This is a genomic window from Curtobacterium sp. MCBD17_035 (assembly GCF_003234815.2).
Lineage (GTDB): Bacteria > Actinomycetota > Actinomycetes > Actinomycetales > Microbacteriaceae > Curtobacterium.
This window is the reverse complement of sequence record NZ_CP126279.1, coordinates 2,270,853-2,291,204: the sequence shown is the minus strand read 5'-3', so window position 1 is coordinate 2,291,204 and position 20,352 is coordinate 2,270,853. Positions and strand designations below refer to the sequence as shown.

Sequence of the window (20,352 nt, the reverse complement as noted above, 5' to 3'; positions counted from 1 at the left end):
CTCTGGGATGATCAGACGATGAGCGACACCGAGCCGGGCCTGCGCGAACGCAAGCGTCGGGCGACCCATCTGGCCATCCAGCAGGCGGCGATCCGGATCGCGCTCGAGCAGGGCCTCGCCGCGGTGACCGTCGACGAGATCTCGCGGCGCGCCGACGTCTCGCCACGCACGTTCTTCAACTACTTCCCGAACAAGGAGCAAGCGCTCCAGGGTGACGATCCCTCATTACCCGACGACGCGATCCTGGTTGAGTTCGCGGCTGGCGGTCCGACCGGCTCGTTGCTGTCGGACGTCGGCTCGCTCCTGATCCACTCGACGCAGGAACTCATCGCCGACCGCGAGCTGCTGCCGGAGCGGCAGCGCCTGTTCAAGGAGCACCCCCAGCTCTTCAGTCAGCGCATGGCGTCGATGAAGGAGTTCCAGGCGCAGCTCTCGGCGGTCGTGGAACGACGGCTCCTGCGTGACCACCCCGATGGCGACCCGGTCGTGCTCGCTCGGCGCTCGACGCTCGTGGCGTTCGTCGCACTCGCGGCGGTGCGGCAGGCGTGGTCGCAGTGGTCGGCGGACGAGGACGCGACCCTGGTGGACAGCATCGAGACCGCGTTCGCGGACCTCGCCGTGCTCGTTTCGCGCACACCCGCCTGATCCGCTACAGTTGACACCCGTGCCGCTCCGGATCCGGAGCGTCCGCCGCCTTAGCTCAGTCGGCAGAGCGATTCACTCGTAATGAATAGGTCGTCGGTTCGATTCCGACAGGCGGCTCGATCGAGGCCCACATCCCCACGTCGGGGTGTGGGCCTCTTCGTCGTGAGCGGTGGTCCGCGGCGCGCTGCGCACACGTCCGTCGCGGTCCCGGTAGACAGGGACCATGACGGTTCGCTGGGGCGTGATCGGGACGGGCGGCATCGCTCGCTCCTTCGTGGAGGACGGCGCGGCGCTCGGGGTGCGCTTCACCGCGGTGGGGTCGCGGACGCGGGACCGAGCGCAGGCGTTCGCGGACGAGTACGGCATCGAGCACGCCCACGGCGACTACGACGCCCTGGTCGCCGACGACACCGTCGACGCGGTGTACGTCGCGACCCCGCACTCGGCACACGCCGAGGACGCCCTGCGGGCGATCGAGGCGGGCAAGCACGTGCTGGTGGAGAAGGCGTTCACGGTGAACGCGGCGGAGGCGCGACGGGTGGTGGACGCGGCACGAGCCGCCGGGGTCCTCGTCGTCGAGGCGATGTGGACGCGGTTCCTGCCGCAGGCGAGCCGGATCCGCCAGCTCGTGCACGAGGGTCGCATCGGACGGCCTCGTCTCGTCGAGGCGACGCACCACCAGGCCCTGCCGACGGACCCGCGGCACCGGCTGAACGACCCGGCGCTGGCCGGCGGTGCGCTGCTCGATCTCGGCGTCTACCCGCTGGCGTTCGCGGTCGACGCGCTCGGCGTGCCGGAGACGGTCGCGGCGGTGGGGTCCTTGAGCGATCAAGGTGTGGACACGCAGATGGGGCTCGTGCTCGGGCACCCGGACGGCGCGCAGTCGGTGCTGCACTTCGCGCTCGACCTGCGCAGCCCGAACGCGGCGTCGATCATCGGGGACGAAGGGCGGATCGACCTCGACCCGTCGTGGATCGGCCCGACGACCTACCGGCTGCGCGATCGGGACGGCCACGTGCTCGAGGAGTTCGACGGGCGTGAGGACCGCGTCGGCTACCACCACGAGGCGCGGGCGTTCGAGGAGATGATCGCGTCGGGTGACCACGAGGGCGGACCGATGCCGATCGAGCAGACCGTCGCGATCATGGAGGTCATGGACGAGGCGCGTCGGCAGGTCGGCGTGCGCTACCCGGGCGAGACGGACGACGCCACCGACACTGGCGCGGAGCCGACCCACCCGTAGAATCGTCGGCGATGTCCGACGACCTCGACGCGCCGAACCACGCCGACCACGTCCCCGCCGCCGACGCCCCGCACGGTGGGCGCGCGGCCTTGACGCGCCTCCGCGGTGCGGTCGCGCGACGCCCGATGCCGTGGGCGGTCGGCGCCTTCGTCGCGGTCCTCGTGCTCGGGTCCGGTGGCGCCGCCGCGATCGCGGCGGCGACGACACCCGGCGCCGGGAGGCCCGTGACCGGCGTGACGGCGGCGAGTGGCGCCTCCCGGTCCGGGCCTCCGGCGACGCGGTCGGCGACACCGACGCCGACGCCGACGGTGGCCGCCCGACCGGTGCCGACCGACCCCGCCGGTCCGACGGCGATCGGGACGTGCTCGGTCGCAGGGGCGGCCTCCGCCGCTGGTCTCGGTCAGTTCGAGGGCGTCGTCGTCGACGCCGCGACGGGCGAGACCCTGTTCGACCGGAGCGGCGGCACGCCCGCACGGACGGGGAGCGTCATGAAGACGCTCACGACCGCGACGGCGCTCGCCGACCTCGGAGCGGGCTACCGCATCCCGACCACGGTGGTCTCCGAGGGTGGCGGCACCGTCGCGATCGTCGGCCACGGTGACCCGACCCTCTCGGCGGGCGGGGCCACCGTCTACCCGGGGGCCCCGACGCTCGCGCAGTTGGCGCAACAGGTCAAGACGACGCTCGGCAGCACGCCCGTGACGACGATCGTCACCGACGACACGTACTGGAACGACGCGGACGCGTGGGACCCGACGTGGCCGGTCACCGAGCGGACCATCGGTTACCAGCCGGAGATCACCGCGCTCATGGTGGACGGTGACCGCGCCAGTCCCGGTCTCGCGACCTCCCCCCGGTCGACCGATCCCGTCGGCCGCGCTGGCGCGATGTTCCGCACCGCCCTGGCGAACGCGGGCGTGGTCGGTGCGGCGTCGGCGACGATCACGAAGCGTGCCACCACGGGCACGACGACCATCGCCGAGGTGCAGTCGCAGCCGGTGTCGACCCTGATCGGGCAGATGATCCCGAACTCCGACAACACGCTCGCCGAGATGCTCGCCCGGATCTCGTCGAAGGTGTCGGGGTCGAACGGCTCAGCGGCATCGCTGACCGGCGTGTACCGCGCGGCCCTGTCGACCTACGGCATCGACGCCTCGGCGATCACGATCAGGGACGGCTCGGGCGAGAGCGCCTCGAACGCCGTCGCACCAGCGCTCGTCGCGAAGCTCATGGTGCAGGTTGCGGCCGGGCAGAAGGGCCTCGGCGTGCTGGCGCAGTCGCTGCCGATCGCCGGTCGGACCGGGACGCTCGCCGGCCGCTTCACGGGGGCGAACGCGGTCGCCGCCGGCAAGGTGCACGCCAAGACGGGATGGATCGACACCGCGAACACACTCGGCGGGTACATGGACGCCGCGGACGGCACGCGGCTGACCTTCGCGTTCTACGCGCTCGGGTCGTCGCGGGCCGCCGCGTTGCCGGCGCTCGACGCGATCACCGCTGCGGTCTACCGATGCGGCGGCAAGCTCGCGAACACCTGACCGTGTGCGGCCGCAGACGGCGGCAGGGGACAGGATGGACGCATGACCAGAGCGCTCGTGATCGTGGACGTCCAGAACGACTTCACCGAGGGCGGCGCCCTCGGTGTGGACGGGGGTGCTGCGACGGCCGCGCGCATCACGACCTTCCTCGGGCGACACGCGGGCGACTACGACGTCATCGTCGCCTCGCGCGACTGGCACCACGGCGACGACGACAACGGCGGTCACTTCGCGTCGGGGGATCCGGACTACGTCACGACGTGGCCGGTGCACTGCGTGGCGGACACCTTCGGGGCCGAGTACCACCCGGACCTCGACACCGCACCGGTCGACATCCACGTGCGGAAGGGCATGGGGGAGCCGGCGTACTCCGCGTTCGAGGGCGTCGACGACCAGGGCCGGGGGCTCGTCGACCTGCTGTACGACCGGAAGGTGCACGCGCTCGACGTCGTCGGCATCGCGACGGATCACTGCGTCCGAGCGACCGCCCTCGACGGTGCCCGAGCCGGCCTCGACGTCTTCGTGTTCGAGGACCTCATCGCCGGGGTCGCGTCCGGACCGAGCGCGGCCGCGCTCGACGAGATCCGCGCGGCCGGTGGGCACGTCGGTCGGAGCGACGTCGGGGAGGGACTCGAGCGCACCGACGGTGCCCAGATCTGACGCGACCCCGAGGAGACGAGCATGAGCGACGGCACGGCCACGACCGCGCGCACGACCACGGCCACGACCGCCCCCACGACCACGATCGACGACGGCGTCGTCCGGGTGACGGACGTGCCGACGGGCCTGTTCATCGCGGGCGGATGGCGTGCCTCGTCGTCCGGCCGGACCTTCGACGTCCGCGACCCGTCGACGGGCGCCGTCATCGCCGCAGTGGCCGATGCCACCCCCGAGGACGCGATGGCGGCCCTCGACGCCGCGGTGGTCGCGCAGGACGCCTGGGCCGCGACCTCGCCCCGGGGGCGCTCCGACGTGCTCCGTCGCACGTTCGACCTGGTGCACGAGCACGCCGAGGACCTCGCGCGGCTGATGTCGCTCGAGATGGGCAAACCCCTGGCCGAGGCGCGCGGCGAGGTCGTGTACGGCGCCGAGTTCCTCCGGTGGTTCAGCGAGGAGGCCGTGCGCATCGGTGGCTCCTACGGCACGAACCCGGAGGGCACGGGTCGCGCGATCGTCCTCAAGCGCCCGGTCGGCCCGGTCTACGCGATCACGCCGTGGAACTTCCCCCTGGCGATGGCGACGCGGAAGATCGGGCCGGCGCTCGCGGCGGGCTGCACGATCGTCGTCAAACCCGCTGACCTCACACCCCTGACGACCCTGTACCTCGCGCGGCTGTTCGCCGAGGCCGGGCTGCCTGCCGGGGTGCTCGGTGTCGTGCCGACCTCGGACGCCCCGGCGCAGTCGGGGCCGCTCATCGCCGATCCGCGACTCCGGAAGCTCACGTTCACCGGGTCCACGCCCGTCGGCTCGGCACTGCTCAAGCTGGCGGCGGACAACGTGCTCCGGACGAGCATGGAGCTCGGCGGCAACGCGCCACTCGTGGTGTTCGACGACGCGGACCTCGAGACCGCCGTGTCCGCGGCGATGGCAGCGAAGTTCCGCAACGTGGGCGAGGCCTGCACGGCGGCGAACCGCTTCTTCGTGCAGGCCGGGATCGCCGATGCCTTCGTCACGGCGCTCACCGACCGCGTCCGCGGGTTCCGCATCGGCCGCGGGACCGAGGACGGCACGACCATGGGGCCGCTCATCGACGAGCGCTCGGTCGACAAGGCGGCGCGACTCGTCGCGGACGCCGTCGATCGCGGGGCGACCCTCGTGCTCGGCGGGGAGCGCGTGGACCGTCCGGGGACCTACTACGCCCCGACGGTGCTCGACACGGTCCAGCCCGGGTCCGCGATCCTGTCGACCGAGATCTTCGGGCCGGTCGTGGCGATCACCCGGTTCGACACCGAGGACGAGGCCGTCCGGCTGGCGAACGACACCGAGTACGGTCTCGTCTCGTACGTGTTCACGAAGGACCTCGCGCGCGGCCAGCGCATGGCGGAGCGGCTCGAGTCGGGCATGGTCGGCTTGAACACGGGTGTCGTCTCGAACGCGGCGGCACCGTTCGGTGGTGTCAAGGCGTCGGGGCTCGGGCGTGAGGGCGCCCACGACGGTCTCGAGGAGTACCTCGAGACCGTGTACGTCCTGACGCCGGATCCGTTCGCCGCGCCCTGACCGTCCGGGGAGGCCCTCACACCAGGAGCTGGTGCTTCGCCAGGTCCCGGTAGAGCGGCGTCGTCTGCACGAGTTCAGAATGGGTGCCCTGCCCGACGACGCGTCCCTGCTCGAGCACGACGATGTGGTCGGAGTCGACGACGGTGGACAGTCGGTGCGCGATCACGAGGAGCGTGCGGTCCTCGGCCACCGCGTCGATCGCGGCCCGCATCCGTTGCTCGTTGATGCCGTCGAGGCTCGACGTCGACTCGTCGAGCAGCAGGATCGGCGGTGCGGCGAGGAGCGCGCGGGCGATCGCGAGCCGCTGGCGCTCACCGCCGGACAGCATGACGCCGTCCTCGCCGACCTGGGCGTCGAGGCCGCGTTCGTCGCGCTCGAGCACGTCGGACAGGTTGACGGCCTCGAGGACGCGCACGCACTCGGCTTCGGTCGCCTCGGGCTTGCCGAGCAGCAGGTTCGCCCGGATCGTCCCCGCGAGCACGGGGGCGTCCTGTTCGACGTACCCGATCTGGCTGCGGAGCTCGGCACGGTCGAGCCCGCGGACGTCGATCCCGCCGAGCCGGACGACGCCGTCGGTCGGGTCGTAGAAGCGCTCGATGAGGGCGAGCGTCGTGCTCTTGCCGGCACCGGAGGGGCCGACGAGCGCGACGCGCGTGCCGCGCCGCACGCCGAACGACACGTCGTGCAGGACGGCCGTGTCGCTGGCCGTGCCGGTCGTGTCGCCGTCCGGCCGGGAGGCGGTGCGCGCGCCCGGCAGGTTCCGCGCGCCCGCTCCGTCGACCGCTGGCGCCGACATCGCGGCGGCGGTTCCGGGGACCGTGCCGTCCGCCTCGGTCACCGCGCGGACGGCGGCCTCGCGGTAGTGGAAGGACACGTGCTCGAAGGTGATGGCGTCGTCCGTGGCGACCGCGGGGGCCGGGAGGGCGGCGTGGTCGTCCTGGTCCTCGGTGGGCAGGTCGAGGATCTCCTGGATGCGGCCGAGGGCCCCGAGGGCTTGATTGACCGCGACCGCCGCACCGAACGCCTGACCGAGCGGCATGATCATCATGAACAGCAGCAGGATGAACGTCACGAGGGTGGCGACCTGGATGCTGCCCGCGGCGACCTGTCCTCCGCCGACGCCGATCACGACGATGAACGAGAGCTGCATGGCGATGCTCGCGACCGGGACGACGAACGCCGACATCCGCGCGATGTCCAGACCGCGGCGGTAGGCCTCCGAGGCGTGGCCGTCGATCTCCGTGACCTCGCGTTCGGTGGCACCCGCGGCTCGGATCGTGCGGACGGCGCTGATGCCGCGCTCCACCGCGGCCGTCAGGTCGCCCACCTTCTCCTGCGCGGCCTTGCTCGCGGCGCGGATCCGGCGCGACAGCACGCCGACGACGACGATCGAGACGGCGATCACGATGGCGGTGAGTCCGAGCAGGAGCGGGTCGATGATCGCCATGCCCACGACGGCGCCGATGAAGGTCAGGGCGCCCCCGATCGCTTCGACGAGTCCCTGGGTCAGGACCGCGCGGAGGAGCGTCGTGTCGCTGCCGACGCGGGACACGAGGTCACCCGTGCGGCGGACGTCGAACTCGGAGATCGGGAGGGACAGGATCCGCGCGACGAGGCGCCGCCGGCTCGACAGCACGACGCCCTCGCCCGCCCGCTGGAGCATGAAGTGCTGGAAACCGTTGATGAGCCCCGCGACGACGACCATCGCCGCGAGCGCGACGACGAGCAGGGTCAGGGTGTGCCCCGCCTCGACGGCCTGGATCACCTGGTTCACGAGCAGGGGCTGTGCGAGCGACGCAGCCGAGCCGAGCACGCTGAGCACGACGATGAACACCATCACCGGGCGGTTCTCGAACAGGTACGGGAGCAGCGAACGGAAGGTCGCGCGGGGTCCGTCCGGCTGCTTGCGGCCGCGTCGGGCCAGGGGATTGCTCATCGGTTCCTTCTCGGATGGTGCCGGGCGCATGCCCGTGACGGAGGTCGCGTCAGCAGCGGCCGTACTTCTTGTGCACGGCCTGACGGCTCACGCCGAGGAGCGTGGCGATCTCCTGCCACGAGGCTCCGGCGTTGCGTGCGCGACGGGCGGCGATCGCCTCGACCCGGTCGACCTCGCGACGGAGGTCCCGCACGGCACCGAGGGCCGTGAACGGGTCGTCGTCGCCGGCGTCGGCCGCGAGCGCGGTGATCGTGCCGCTGTCCATGGGTGTCAACCTACATTGACACTCGCAGCATGTCAACCCGCGTTGACGGAGGCGCCCGTCCGCGCCACGGCGACGGGCGCCCGTCGACCGGTGCCGGTCCTCCCGGTCGGTCGGCGAGCGCCCGTCGTGCTGGCGGTGGCCCGCGTCAGGGAGCGAGGCTCCCCGCGCTGGTGGTCCCCTCTGTCGTGCCGGCGCCGACGGTGCCGTCCGTGCGGTCGAAGTCGCTCCCGCGGGTCTCGCGGACGAAGAACAGCGCGACGAGCGTGACCACCGCCGCTCCCGTCAGGTAGAGCCCGACGAGGAAGATGTTCCCCTTGGCGCTCCACAGGGCGATCGCGACGGTCGGGGCGAGTGAGGCGCCGAGGATGCTCGCGACGTTGTAGGCGACGGCCGAGCCCGTGTACCGGACGTTCGCGGGGAACAGCTCGGGCAGGAGCGCACCCATCGGACCGAACGTCAGGCCCATGAGCGAGAGTCCGACGACGAGGAACGTCACCGTGCCGAGCGGCCCGTGCGCGGACGCGAACCAGAACTGGAACGTCAGGCCGAACAGCACGATACCGATCGTCGTCAGGATGAGCGTCGGGCGGCGCCCGAAGCGGTCCGCGAGCATGCCGGCGATCGGCGTGAAGATCCCGAAGAAGACGACGCCGATCATGAGGAGGCCGAGGAACTCGCCCCGCGGGTACCCGAGCCCGATCTTCGCACCGGCGGTCACGGTGGACGGCGCCGTGCCGTACGTCAGCGTGAACGTCGTCATGAAGTAGAACAGCACGTACGTCGCGACCATCCCGAACGTCCCGACGACGACCGCACGCCAGGACGTGCGGAACACACGGCCGAGCGGCACCTTGGCGACCGCGCCCGATTCCACGACCCCCGTGAACACCGGCGACTCGATGAGCTTGAACCGGACGTAGAGTCCGATCACCACGAGCACGGCGCTGAGGAGGAACGGGATCCGCCAGCCGAAGGACTGGAACGCGGGCGATGCCGCCTGTCCCGCCGCGGCCGGCATGAGCGCGTTGAGCACGATGAAGACGCCGTTGGCGATGAGGAACCCGATCGGCGCGCCGAGCTGGGGGAGCGACCCGAAGACGCCCCGGCGGCCGGACGGCGCGTTCTCGGTCGCCAGGAGCGCCGCCCCGCTCCACTCGCCCCCGAGGCCGACGCCCTGGCAGAACCGCATGACGGCGAGGAGGACCGGCGCCCAGACACCGATCTGCGCGAACGTCGGCAGGACGCCGATGAGGAACGTCGCGCTCCCCATCACGAGGAGGGAGGCGACCAGCGTGGTCTTCCGGCCGATGCGGTCACCGAAGTGGCCGAAGATGATCGATCCGACCGGGCGTGCGAAGAACGCCAGCGCGAACGTCACGAACGACGACAGCTGCGAGGCGACCGCGCTCTCGTTCGGGAAGAACAGGCTGGGGAACACGAGGACCGCGGCCGTCGCGTAGACGTAGAAGTCGTAGAACTCGATCGACGTGCCGACGAGGCTGGCGATCACCACGCGGGAGCGCGGGTTGGTGGTGGGTGCGGCGACGGACGTCGCCGGAGCGGGTGCGGACATGGTTGCGCGTCGGACTCCGAGGGGAGCACCCGGGACGGGTGCGGTGCGGACACGAACGTCGGGTCGACGACCGGTTCGCGCAGGTGGGCGCGGACACCGGTCGGATGCGTTCGTCGAGGTACCGCTCGTGACGGTCCACACAGTCTACGTGCTCGTCGTCGAACCTGCGAATCCGCCCAGAGCGTGGGATACCAACGCCGCGGCGCCGGATGGGCTCCGCCGCCCGACCGATCAGCCGGGGAGGTCCGCCTCGAGATGCGCGGGGAGGGCGTGTCCCATCCGGTCGCGCTTCGTGTCGAGGTAGCCGGCGTTCTCGGCCGAGACTCCGACCACGAGCGGCACGAGCTCGTCGACGACGATCCCGTGCTCCTCGAGCTGCCGGCGCTTCTCGGGGTTGTTCGACAGCAGCCGGATGTGGGTGATCCCGAGGTCCGTGAGGATCCCCGCGGCCCCGCCGTACTCACGCGCGTCCGCGGGCAGGCCGAGCGCGAGGTTCGCGTCGAGCGTGTCGAGCCCGTCCTCCTGCAGCCGGTAGGCGCGGAGCTTGTCGATGAGCCCGATGCCCCGGCCCTCCTGCCCCCGCAGGTAGACGACGACCCCGCCCTCGGCGGCGATGGTGTCGAGCGCGGCGTCGAGCTGCGGGCCGCACTCGCACTTGAGCGACCCGAAGGCCTCGCCGGTCAGGCACTCCGAGTGCACCCGAACGAGCGCTCCGTCGGCCGGGGCGTTCCCGGTGCGGTCGCGCGCGATGACGGCGACGTGGTCTGCCCCGGTCACGAGGTCCCGGTACGCGCGCATCTCGAACCGGCCGTGGACGGTCGGGACGGTGGTGGCGACCTCGAACCGCACGGGACTGCCCGGTGTGGGGGAGGTCAGCGCGTCGCTCATGTGGTGCTCCGGTCGATGCGGGCCCGGAACAGCAGGTCCGGGCCGAGTTCCGTGGACGATGCGATGGTCAACCGCAGGCGGTCGTCCATGCTTCCCACGCCGAGGTCGTCGAGGGCCGTCCGTGGACCGCCGAGCAGGACCGGCGCCGTGTACACCAGCAGTTCGTCGGCGAGGCCGTGCCGGATGAGGGCGCTCGCGACCGTCGGACCGCCCTCCGCGAAGACGGTGTGCACCCCGAGGGGGCGGAGGGAGCGCAGCACTGCCTCGAGGTCGTGGCCCGGAACCGCGCGGAAGCCGCGGGGATGGCGACGCAGTGCGGCGTCGTCCGGCACCGCGCGGTCACCGACCACGACGGGCAGGGGCTGCACCGGCATGAGCTCGCCCGCGTCGCCCCGCGCGGTGAGGCTCGGATCGTCGGCGAGCACGGTACCGGTACCGACGAGCAGCGCATCGTGGTCCGCACGCTGCTCGTGGACGTGCTGCCGCGCGGCCGCCCCGGTGATCCACTTGCTCGAGCCGTCCGCCGCCGCGGCTCGGCCGTCGAGGCTCATGGCCCACTTCACCGTCACCCAGGGCCGGCCGAGTCGGACCGAGAGCAGCCAGCGCTCGAGGAACGACTCGGCCTCGTCCGCGAGGAGCCCGGACACGACGTCGACGCCCGCGGCGCGGAGGCGCGCGGCACCGCCGTGCGCGTGCTCGCCCGGGTCGTCGATCGCGTACACGACGCGGGTCACCCCGGCGTCGAGCAGAGCGACCGAGCACGGTCCGGTGCGGCCGACGTGGTCGCACGGCTCGAGCGTGACCACCATCGTCGCACCACGGGCCGCGCCCGGCGGGAGCGCCGACAGTGCGTCGACCTCGGCGTGGGGCGTGCCCGCACCACGGTGGTGTCCCTCGGCGAGCACGGAGCCGTCCGGCGCCAGGACGACGGCGCCGACGCGCGCGTGGTCGCCGACGCGCGGGCCCTCGGCCGCGAGTTCGAGCGCGCGGCGCATGGCCCGCTCCTCGGCCGGGGAGACGGGTCCGGAGGGCGCGGTGCTCACCCGGTCGAGCATAGCGAGGCTCCCGGCTGGCGGCCGGGCGTCAGGCGTCGAGCGCGGCCGCGGGCCATGGCAGGTCCGAGGCCGATCGGCCGTCCGCTCGGAGCAGTCCCTTCCAGCAGGTCACGGGGGTGCCGTCACGGCCGGGGATGAGCCCGGGACCGGTTCCGGTGTAGGCGAACCCCGCCCGTCGCGCCACCGCGGCCGACGCCCGGTTACCGACGAAGCACTCCCAGTACACGTCCTCGTGGCCCTGCTCGAACGCCCACCCGGTCACGAGCCGCACGGCCTCGGCCATGAGCCCGTGCCCGCGCGCCGAGGGCGCGAGCCAGAAGCCGATGTCGCGGTGCGCGGGCCGGAACGCCACGACGCCCTCGAGCCACGTGCTCGACGGCCGGCGGATCGCCCACGTGTACTCGCGGTCGGACGCCCAGCCCGGGCCGACCAGGGCGTCGACGAAGGCATGGGCGTCACGCGGCCCGTACGGCATCGGGATCGTCGTCCAGCGCGCGATCTCGGCGTCCTGGCATGCCTCGGTGATCGCGGGTGCGTCCGCCCGCGTCGGCATGTCGAGGCGGGCGACGGGGGACCGCAGCGTGACGGGGAGCACGTCCGGCGGGGACGGGTCAGCGGTGCCGCGGCACGAAGCCGATGCGGTCGTAGACGGTGGCGAGCGTGGTCTCGGCGATCGACTCCGCCCGGTCCGCCCCGACGGCGAGGAGACGGTCGAGCTCGGCCGGGTCGTCGAGCAGCTCGAGGGTCCGCGCGCGGACCGGCTCGAGCTCGGCCACGACGGCGTCCGCCACGGAGCCCTTGAGATCGCCGTAACCCTTGCCCACGAAGGCCTGCTCGAGCTCCGGGACCGGGGTCCGCGTGAACGCCGACAGGATCGTGAGCAGGTTGGTCACGCCCGGCTTGTGCTCGCGGTCGGCGCGGACGTCGCGCTCGGTGTCCGTGACGGCCGATCGGATCTTCTTGGCGGTGCGCTTCGGGTCGTCGAGCAACTGGATGAGACCCGCGTCGGTCGCCGCCGACTTGCTCATCTTGCTCGTCGGCGTCTGCAGGTCGTAGATCCGTGCGGTCTCGGCCAGGATGTGGGCCTCGGGCACGACGAACGTGTCGCCGAAGCGCGAGTTGAAGCGGCCCGCGAGGTCCCGCGTCAGCTCGACGTGCTGGCGCTGGTCATCGCCGACCGGCACGATCGCGGACCCGTAGAGCAGGATGTCGGCGGCCATGAGCATCGGGTACGTGAACAGGCCGACGGACGCCGACTCGGTGCCCTGCCGTGCGGCCTTGTCCTTGAACTGGGTCATCCGGCTCGCCTCACCGAAGCCGGTGATGGTGTTGAGCACCCAGGCGAGTTCGGCGTGCGCGGGGACGTGCGACTGCACGAACAGCGTGGACTGCTCGGGGTCGATCCCGGCCGCGATGTACTGCGCGGCCGTGCGACGGGTGTTCTCGCGCAGGGCGGCCGGGTCCTGCGGCGAGGTGATCGCGTGCATGTCGACGACGCAGTAGATGGCGTCGTACGTGGTCTGCAGGTCCCGCCACTGCATGAGCGCGCCGATGTAGTTGCCGAGGTGGAGCGATCCGGCGGACGGCTGGATGCCGGAGAACAAGCGGGTCTTCGTCATGGTGCAGGTGTCCTTGCGTGGGCGGCCGAGGGGCCGGGGAGTCGGGGGTCAGACCTCGTAGTCGACGACCACGGGGGTGTGGTCGGACCATCGCTGGTCGTACGCGGCCGCGCGGTCCACCGCGTACGCCGTGACCTTCGCCGCGAGCGCGGGCGTCGCCATCTGGTAGTCGATGCGCCAACCGGAGTCGTTGTCGAACGCCTGGCCGCGCCACGACCACCACGTGTAGGGGCCGGGGACGTCGCCGGCCTGCTCCCGTCCGACGTCGACCCATCCGAGCCCGGTGCCGGTGGTGCCGTCGACGCAGTCCACCTGCTCGCCGGCGGCGCCGAGGAAGCGGTCGAAGTAGGCGCGCTCGCGGGGCAGGAAGCCGGCCCGCTTCACGTTGCCCTTCCAGTTCTTGATGTCGCGCTCGTCGTGCCCGACGTTGAGGTCGCCGACGACGACCGCGAGCTCGTTGTGCCGCTGCAGGGCCGGGAGGCGCTGCTCCATCGCGTCGAGGAAGCGCCACTTCTCGTCCTGCTTGGGGGTGTCGGCCTCGCCGGAGTGCACGTAGGTGCTCACCACCGTGACGACCGCGTCGCCGACCTCGTAGTCGGCCTCGAGCCACCGGCCCGCCGAGTCGAAGTCGTCCGGGCCGAGCTCGACACGGTGGATCCGGGCCCGGTCGCGCGAGGCGATCGCCACGCCCGCGCGGCCCTTCGCCGTCGCGGGGTCGTGCACGACGTTCCAGTCCTCACCGAGGAGCTCCTGGAGGTCGTCGGTGGACGCACGGACCTCTTGCAGGGCGAGCACGTCGACGTCCCGCCCCTGCAGCCAGTCGCCCATGCCCTTGCGGAACGCGGCGCGGATGCCGTTGACGTTGACGGTCGCGAGACGCAGGCGGGTCATGCGTCCAACCCTAGCGGCGGCCTCCGACGGGGCCCGTCCCGGACGTGCGCCCCTGCCGGGAGGTCCGTGGCGGCGCCACCACGGGCCTCCCGGCCGGCGGGTGGCGCGACGCGGCCGGCGCGGCCGCGGTCAGGCCGCGTCGTGGTCGGTCTGCAGGAAGGTCACGAGTGCGTCGGCGGTCGCGTCGGCGTCGTCGCCCGTGACCGTGAGCGTGACCTCGTCGCCGTTCTCGACGCCGAGCCCGAGGAGACCGAGGATGCTGCCCGCGTTGGCCGACTTGTCGCCCTTGGCGATCGTGACCTGGTGACCGGACGCCGTGACGTTCTGCACGAACAGCGAAGCGGGCCGCGCGTGCAGCCCCGATCCGCTGGCGACGGTGACGGTGCGGGTGGCTTCGGACATCGGAACTCCTGTCTCGATCGGACGCATGGTCCGAGTGGATGCGCCCTCATGGTAGCGAGCGCGGCCGGTGTGGCCGTGGACGGTCGCGCCCGACGGGTCAGTCCCGTCCGGGCCAGAAGACCTCGGTGCCGGCGGCCTCGACCTCGCGCACGAGGTCGAGGTTGACCGCGGGGTCGGTGATGATCGTGTCGATCGCGGCGAGCGGTGCCACGCGCCCGAACTCCTCGCGGCCGAACTTCGAGTGGTCGGCGAGCAGGATGCTCCGCCGCGCGGCCTTGATGAGTGCGGTCTTCACGGCGGCCTCCGCCATGTTGTGCGTCGTCAGGCCCCGCTCGGGTGTGATGCCGTTGATGCTGAGGAAGGCGACGTCGACGCTCACCATGCCGACGAGCTGGTGGGTCCACGTGCCGACGCCCGCGAGGGAGTCGCTCCGGATGTTCCCGCCGAGGAAGTGCAGGTCGATCCCGGGCCGGGTGGCGACCGCCATCGCCACCGGCAGCGAGTGCGTCACGACGGTGAGCCCGCGGTCGGTCGGCAGCATCTCGGCGAGGCAGATGGTCGAGGTGCCCGCGTCGATGATGATCGAGCCGCCCTCGGGCAGTTCGTCGAGCGCGGCCTCGGCGATCACCATCTTCTCGGCCGTGTTGATGCCGCCGCGGTCGCCCACGCCCGCGTGGATCGTGATCCGCTCGACCGGGATCGCGCCGCCGTGCGCGCGCCGGACGAGGCCGCGCCGTTCGAGGCTCGTGAGGTCGCGGCGGATCGTCTCGGGCGTGACCGCGAGGAGTTCAGCGAGGTCCTTGACGTCGACCCGCCCCTGCGCGCGCGCCTGCTCGACGATGCGCTGGTGACGTTCTGGTGCGTACATCGGACCTCGGAGTGGGCGAAACGGGCATCGACCGACGTCCCCGGGGCCCGAGTGGCCGGGGCGGGGGGAGTCAGACGCAAACGGGCATCTGTTTCTGCATTTTTATCCCCGGATTTGTTTGTTTGTCAATCGGAATCGATGTATGGTCGTCGCAGCGCGCCGCCCGTGCGCCGTCGTCCAGCCCCACCGCACCGCCTGATCTGCGCGATGAGATGAAGGAGTCTCGAATGTCCGAACTGCCCGGAACCGGGGTGGGCCGCGGCGTCGCGCTCGGACCCGTGCTGCGCATGCCCGAGCCCCTCGGCGCTCCGTCGTCGGCACCGCTCGACGGTCCGGTCGAGGCCGCGGACGCCGCCGTGCACGAGGCCGTGGCCGCGGTCGCCGACGACCTGACGAAGCGCGGCGCGCTCGCCGGTGGCGACGCCCAGGCCGTGCTCGAGGCCCAGGCGCTCATGGCGCAGGACCCGACGCTGCTCGACGACGTCCACACCCGGATCAGCGGTGGCGCGAACGCGGAGCGCGCCGTGCACGACGCGTTCGCCGCGTTCCAGGACATCCTCGCCGCGATGGGCGGCTACATGGGGGAGCGGGCGGCCGACCTCGGCGACGTGTCCCAGCGCATCATCGCGAAGCTCCGTGGGGTGCCCGCACCGGGCGTGCCCGACTCGGACACCCCGTTCGTCCTGGTCGCGCGCGACCTCGCCCCGGCGGACACCGCCCTGCTCGACCTCGACAAGGTGCTCGCGCTCGTCACGAGCGACGGCGGCCCCACCTCGCACACCGCGATCCTCGCCCGGGCGAAGGGCATCACGGCGATCGTCGGCGTCGAGGGCGCCGCGGACCTCGTCGACGGCCAGACGGTCGTCGTCGACGCCGCTGCCGGCGTGGTCGTCACCGACCCCGATCCCGACCTCGTCACCGCGACGGAGGCCCGGATCGCCGAGCGTCTCGCCGCGGCCGACCGACCGGTCACCCCCGGCGCGCTCGCCGACGGCACGCTCGTGCCGCTCCTGGCGAACCTCGGCAACCCCGCCGATGCCGCGGGCGCCGTCGCGCTCGGCGCCGAGGGCGTCGGCCTGTTCCGCACCGAGTTCCTGTTCCTCGACTCGCCGACCGCACCGACCGTGGAGGCGCAGCGTCAGGCCTACGTGCAGCTGCTGTCCGTGTTCCCCGGCAAGAAGGTCGTCGTCCGCGCGCTCGACGCGGGGGCGGACAAGCCGCTGTCGTTCCTGACCGATCAGGACGAGGAGAACCCCGCGCTCGGTCGCCGTGGCCTCCGGGCGCTGCGACACCACGAGGCGGTCCTCCGTGACCAGCTCACCGCGCTCGTCCAGGCCGACGCCGAGACCGAGGCCGACCTCTGGGTGATGGCGCCGATGGTGGCGGACGCCGAGGAGACCGCGTACTTCGTGTCCCTGGCCCGCGAGCTCGGTGTCCGGACCGCGGGTGTCATGGCCGAGGTGCCGTCGCTCGCGCTCCTCGCCGAGCAGGTGTTCCAGCAGGCGGACTTCGTCTCCGTCGGCACGAACGACCTGACGCAGTACACGCTCGCCGCGGACCGGCTGCTCGGGTCCGTCGCCTCCTACCAGGACCCGTGGCACCCCGCGGTGTTGCGCCTCGTCGCCCAGCTCGGTGCTGCCGGGCGCGACGCGGGCAAGGCCGTGGGGATCTGCGGCGAGGCCGCGGCCGACCCGCTGCTCGCCGTCGTCCTCGTCGGTCTCGGCGCCACCACGCTCTCCATGACCCCCGCCGCCCTCGCGGACGTGCGCGCCGAACTCGGCCAGCACACCCTCGAGCAGGCGCGCGAGATGGCCCGGGCCGCGCTCGCCGCCCCGTCCGCCGCGGCCGCACGTGCCGCTGCGACGTCGGCGCACGTCGTCTGACCTCCCCGTCCCGTTCCCTCCGATCCGTTCCCACGAACCCACACCAGAAAGAACGCACATGACAACGACGTCCGTCGCAGCGACCGGCGCCCCCGCACAGAAGCGGGGCGGCGGTCGGGTCGCCGTCCAGAAGTTCGGCGCCTTCCTCTCCGGCATGGTGATGCCGAACATCGCGATCTTCATCGCGTGGGGCATCATCACCGCCTTCTTCATCCAGACCGGCTGGACTCCCGTCGGCGTCCTCGGCGGCTTCGGCACCACGCACGGCGTCGCGAACGTCGGCGTAGTCGGCCCGATCCTCACCTACCTCATCCCGCTCGCGATCGCGATCCAGGGTGGCCGGATGGTCTACGACATCCGCGGTGCGGTCGTCGGCTCGATCTTCACCATGGGCGTCATCCTCGGCGCGTCGGGCACGACGATGATCCTCGGCGCGATGATCTGCGGCCCGCTCGGCGCGTACCTCATCAAGCAGGTGGACCGCATCTGGGACGGCAAGATCAAGCCGGGCTTCGAGATGCTCGTGAACAACTACGCGGCCGGCATCCTCGGCTTCGGGTTGTTCATGGTCGGCTTCTTCTGGCTGTCCTGGATCTTCCTCCGCATCGCGGACGGCCTCGGTGCCGCCGTCGAGTGGCTGGTGCACGCGCACCTGCTGCCGCTCGCGAGCGTCATCATCGAGCCGGCGAAGGTCTTCTTCCTCAACAACGCGATCAACCACGGCGTGCTCGACCAGCTCGGCGCGCAGCAGGTCCAGCAGTCCGGCAAGTCGATCCTGTTCCTCCTCGAGGCGAACCCCGGCCCCGGTCTCGGCATCCTCCTCGCCTTCACCTTCTTCGGTGTCGGCGTCGCGCGGTCGACGGCTCCCGGCGCGATCCTCATCCAGTTCTTCGGTGGCATCCACGAGATCTACTTCCCGTACGTGCTGCAGAAGCCGATCCTGTTCATCGCCGTCATCCTCGGTGGTGCGACCGGTGTCGCCACGAACGTCACGTTCGGGTCCGGTCTCGTCGCCCCGGCCTCGCCCGGTTCGATCCTGGCGGTGCTCTTCAACACCTCGCGGGACAGCTACGTCGGCGTCATCCTCTCCGTCGTCCTGTCGGCGCTCGTGTCCGGCGCCGTCGCGTCCTTCTTCCTCATCTCGACCCGCAAGCGGGACCTGGCCGCCGGTGGTGGCGACATGAGCGACGCCCTCGCCCGCATGCAGGCGAACAAGGGCCGCGACGTCAACGCGGCGACCGCGGGCATCTTCGGCTCGAACGCCCCGGCGAACGAGGAGGAGACCGAGTCGTCCTTCGGCGGCGTCGGGTCCGCGACGGGCACCACCACCGCCACGCGCGTCCAGAACGTCGTGTTCGCCTGCGACGCCGGCATGGGCTCGAGTGCCATGGGCGCGAGCGTCCTGCGGAACAAGATCAAGAAGGCCGGTATCGAGGGCGTCACGGTCGTCAACAAGGCGATCGCGAACCTCTCGGGTGACGAGGACCTCATCATCACCCAGGAGGAGCTCACCGACCGGGCGAAGCAGAAGAACCCGAACGCGCAGCACGTGTCGGTCGGTAACTTCATGAACGCGCCCCAGTACGACCAGGTCGTCGACCAGCTGAAGCAGCAGTAACCGCACCACACGGCACCACACCCACGGGGCGGGGGAACGCGGACGACGTGTTCCCCCGCCCCACAGCCACGAACAAGGAGAACCACCGATGCCCGTCCTGCAGGAGAGCCAGATCCGGATCCACACCGAGGACACCGCTCCGACCAAGACGGAGGCGATGAAGGAGGCGGCTGACATCCTCGAGGCCGCCGGTGCGGTCACGGGGGACTACTATCCCGCCATGCTCGAGCGCGAGAAGAGCGTGTCCACCTACATGGGCAACTTCCTGGCGATCCCGCACGGCACGAACGAGGCGAAGGACGCCATCAAGACGTCCGCGCTGTCGTTCATCCGCTACGCGTCGCCCATCGACTGGGACGGCAACGAGGTGCGATTCGTCGTCGGCATCGCCGGCGTCAACAACGAGCACCTCGACATCCTGTCGAAGATCGCGATCGTGTTCTCCGACGAGGACCAGGTGCAGGCGCTCACCGAGGCACCCGACGCCGGGGCGATCATGGCGATCCTCGGCGAGGTGAACGAGTGAGCGTCGCCGTCCACTTCGGTGCCGGCAACATCGGGCGCGGCTTCGTCGGGCTCCTGCTCCACGAGGCCGGGTACGAGGTCGTCTTCGCCGACGTCGCCGCGCCGCTCATCGACGCACTCGCGGCCGCCGACTCGTACACGGTGCACGAGGTCGGCGCCGGTGCGCAGGACCACGTCGTGACGGGCTTCCGCGCGGTGAACAGCGCTCAGGACGAGGCCGGCGTGGTCGCCGAGGTGGCCGCGGCCGACGTCGTCACGTGCGCCGTCGGGCCCACCGTGCTCCGGTTCATCGCCCCGGTCATCGCGCGCGGCCTCGTCGAGCGCGACCCGGGGACAGCGCCGCTCGCCGTGATGGCGTGCGAGAACGCGATCAACGCGACCGACCGCCTCCGCGAGTTCATCGTCGACGCACTGCCCGAGGGCGAGCGGGACGCGGCGCTCGCCAAGGCGGTGTTCGCGAACACCGCCGTCGACCGTATCGTCCCGGCACAGCCGGCCGACGCGGGCCTCGACGTCACCGTCGAGACCTACTTCGAGTGGGCGATCGACCGCACGCCGTTCGCCGGCACGGAGCCCACGATCCCCGGAGCGCACTACGTCGACGGGCTCGCCGCGTCGATCGAGCGGAAGCTCTTCACCGTCAACACCGGGCACGCGACCGTGGCCTACCACGGGTACCTCGCCGGTGCGGACAAGATCTCGGACGCGATCGCGATCCCCGCGGTCCGGTCGGCCCTCGAGTCCGTGCTCGGCGAGACGAGCGACCTGCTCGTCCGTCGGCACGAGCTCGACCCCGAGGTGCACCGCGCCTACGTGACGGCCATCATCGCCCGCTTCGAGAACCCGCACCTGCCCGACACGGTGACGCGGGTCGGGCGGCAGCCGCTCCGCAAGCTCTCGCGCGACGAGCGCTTCGTGTCGCCCGGGGCTGCCCTCGCCGAGGAGGGCGTCGAGCCGACCGCGCTGCTCGACGCCATGGGCGCCGCGCTCCGCTTCGACGTCCCGGACGACGAGCAGAGCGTCGAACTCCAGGCCCTGCTCCGATCGGATGCCTCGGACACGGACGTCGCGCAGCAGATCACCGGTCTGGAGGCCGGACACCCGTTCCTCGCACCGTTCATCGACCGCGTGGCCGCGGTCCGCGCCTGACGCGGAGCCGCATCCCGCACCGACGCAGGCCCGCACC

Annotated in this window: 18 protein-coding genes, 1 tRNA gene and 1 pseudogene; 10 read left to right on the top strand and 10 right to left on the bottom strand. The window is 71.8% G+C overall.

The window, feature by feature from the left end:
• Window positions 1-18 precede the first annotated feature (18 nt).
• The 6 genes from DEI93_RS10780 (at window position 19) to DEI93_RS10755 (ending at window position 5,643) form a co-directional block, all read left to right on the top strand.
• Complete coding sequence (locus tag DEI93_RS10780) at window positions 19-645, top strand: TetR family transcriptional regulator (protein ID WP_111009486.1); 627 nt, start codon at window positions 19-21, stop codon at window positions 643-645.
• A 44-nt stretch (window positions 646-689) separates the two neighbouring features.
• A tRNA-Thr gene (locus tag DEI93_RS10775) sits at window positions 690-762 on the top strand.
• A gap of 106 nt (window positions 763-868) precedes the next feature.
• Window positions 869-1,888, top strand: coding sequence for a Gfo/Idh/MocA family protein (locus tag DEI93_RS10770; protein ID WP_111009487.1), 1,020 nt, complete (start codon window positions 869-871; stop codon window positions 1,886-1,888).
• Window positions 1,889-1,899: 11 nt separating this feature from the next.
• Window positions 1,900-3,426 (top strand): D-alanyl-D-alanine carboxypeptidase/D-alanyl-D-alanine endopeptidase, encoded by a 1,527-nt coding sequence (gene dacB, locus DEI93_RS10765; RefSeq protein WP_258372174.1) that lies wholly within the window; start codon window positions 1,900-1,902, stop codon window positions 3,424-3,426.
• 42 nt (window positions 3,427-3,468) lie between these two features.
• The gene (locus DEI93_RS10760) at window positions 3,469-4,086 is read left to right on the top strand and encodes an isochorismatase family protein (RefSeq protein WP_111009488.1); all 618 of its coding nucleotides are present in this window, start codon (window positions 3,469-3,471) and stop codon (window positions 4,084-4,086) included.
• Between the two features lie 21 nt (window positions 4,087-4,107).
• Window positions 4,108-5,643 (top strand): NAD-dependent succinate-semialdehyde dehydrogenase, encoded by a 1,536-nt coding sequence (locus DEI93_RS10755; protein WP_111119255.1) that lies wholly within the window; start codon window positions 4,108-4,110, stop codon window positions 5,641-5,643.
• Window positions 5,644-5,659: 16 nt separating this feature from the next.
• Here the strand turns inward: DEI93_RS10755 and DEI93_RS10750 are convergent, their stop codons facing one another.
• The 10 genes and pseudogenes from DEI93_RS10750 to DEI93_RS10705 all read right to left on the bottom strand — a co-directional run bounded on the left by DEI93_RS10750 (window position 5,660) and on the right by DEI93_RS10705 (window position 15,140).
• The gene (locus tag DEI93_RS10750) at window positions 5,660-7,579 is read right to left on the bottom strand and encodes an ABC transporter ATP-binding protein (RefSeq protein ID WP_111119256.1); all 1,920 of its coding nucleotides are present in this window, start codon (window positions 7,577-7,579) and stop codon (window positions 5,660-5,662) included.
• Window positions 7,580-7,628: 49 nt separating this feature from the next.
• Window positions 7,629-7,844 (bottom strand): helix-turn-helix domain-containing protein, encoded by a 216-nt coding sequence (locus DEI93_RS10745; protein ID WP_111009491.1) that lies wholly within the window; start codon window positions 7,842-7,844, stop codon window positions 7,629-7,631.
• 145 nt (window positions 7,845-7,989) lie between these two features.
• Window positions 7,990-9,417 carry an MFS transporter gene (locus DEI93_RS10740; protein WP_111009492.1) on the bottom strand — a complete coding sequence of 476 codons (1,428 nt, stop codon included), beginning with the start codon at window positions 9,415-9,417 and terminating at the stop codon, window positions 7,990-7,992.
• Window positions 9,418-9,648: 231 nt separating this feature from the next.
• A pseudogene (gene ribA, locus DEI93_RS10735) lies at window positions 9,649-10,272 on the bottom strand (GTP cyclohydrolase II); the annotation flags it as partial.
• Window positions 10,273-10,301: 29 nt separating this feature from the next.
• Window positions 10,302-11,300: a bifunctional diaminohydroxyphosphoribosylaminopyrimidine deaminase/5-amino-6-(5-phosphoribosylamino)uracil reductase RibD gene (ribD, locus tag DEI93_RS10730; protein WP_111009624.1), complete on the bottom strand. Its 999-nt coding sequence runs from the start codon at window positions 11,298-11,300 to the stop codon at window positions 10,302-10,304.
• An 88-nt stretch (window positions 11,301-11,388) separates the two neighbouring features.
• Entirely contained in the window at window positions 11,389-11,955 is a 567-nt protein-coding gene (locus DEI93_RS10725) for a GNAT family N-acetyltransferase (protein WP_111009494.1), read from the bottom strand.
• Window positions 11,956-11,971: 16 nt separating this feature from the next.
• A complete protein-coding gene (trpS, locus tag DEI93_RS10720) occupies window positions 11,972-12,979 on the bottom strand; it encodes a tryptophan--tRNA ligase (protein WP_111026213.1) in 1,008 nt (335 codons plus the stop codon).
• Between the two features lie 48 nt (window positions 12,980-13,027).
• Window positions 13,028-13,870 (bottom strand): exodeoxyribonuclease III, encoded by an 843-nt coding sequence (locus DEI93_RS10715; protein ID WP_111009496.1) that lies wholly within the window; start codon window positions 13,868-13,870, stop codon window positions 13,028-13,030.
• A 129-nt stretch (window positions 13,871-13,999) separates the two neighbouring features.
• Window positions 14,000-14,272: an HPr family phosphocarrier protein gene (locus DEI93_RS10710; protein WP_111009497.1), complete on the bottom strand. Its 273-nt coding sequence runs from the start codon at window positions 14,270-14,272 to the stop codon at window positions 14,000-14,002.
• Window positions 14,273-14,369: 97 nt separating this feature from the next.
• Window positions 14,370-15,140, bottom strand: coding sequence for a DeoR/GlpR family DNA-binding transcription regulator (locus DEI93_RS10705; protein WP_111026212.1), 771 nt, complete (start codon window positions 15,138-15,140; stop codon window positions 14,370-14,372).
• 227 nt (window positions 15,141-15,367) lie between these two features.
• On the opposite strand from DEI93_RS10705, the gene ptsP reads away from it, so the two are divergent.
• The 4 genes from ptsP (at window position 15,368) to DEI93_RS10685 (ending at window position 20,315) form a co-directional block, all read left to right on the top strand.
• On the top strand, window positions 15,368-17,023 hold the full coding sequence (gene ptsP / locus DEI93_RS10700) for a phosphoenolpyruvate--protein phosphotransferase (RefSeq protein WP_111119257.1): 1,656 nt from the start codon (window positions 15,368-15,370) through the stop codon (window positions 17,021-17,023).
• 58 nt (window positions 17,024-17,081) lie between these two features.
• A complete protein-coding gene (locus DEI93_RS10695; protein WP_181435169.1) occupies window positions 17,082-18,641 on the top strand; it encodes a PTS mannitol transporter subunit IIBC in 1,560 nt (519 codons plus the stop codon).
• 88 nt (window positions 18,642-18,729) lie between these two features.
• Entirely contained in the window at window positions 18,730-19,167 is a 438-nt protein-coding gene (locus DEI93_RS10690; RefSeq protein ID WP_111009500.1) for a PTS mannitol transporter subunit IIA, read from the top strand.
• The gene (locus DEI93_RS10685) at window positions 19,164-20,315 is read left to right on the top strand and encodes a mannitol-1-phosphate 5-dehydrogenase (protein WP_111119258.1); all 1,152 of its coding nucleotides are present in this window, start codon (window positions 19,164-19,166) and stop codon (window positions 20,313-20,315) included. Before DEI93_RS10690 ends, DEI93_RS10685 begins: the two co-directional genes overlap by 4 nt.
• The last annotated feature ends 37 nt before the right edge of the window (window positions 20,316-20,352 follow it).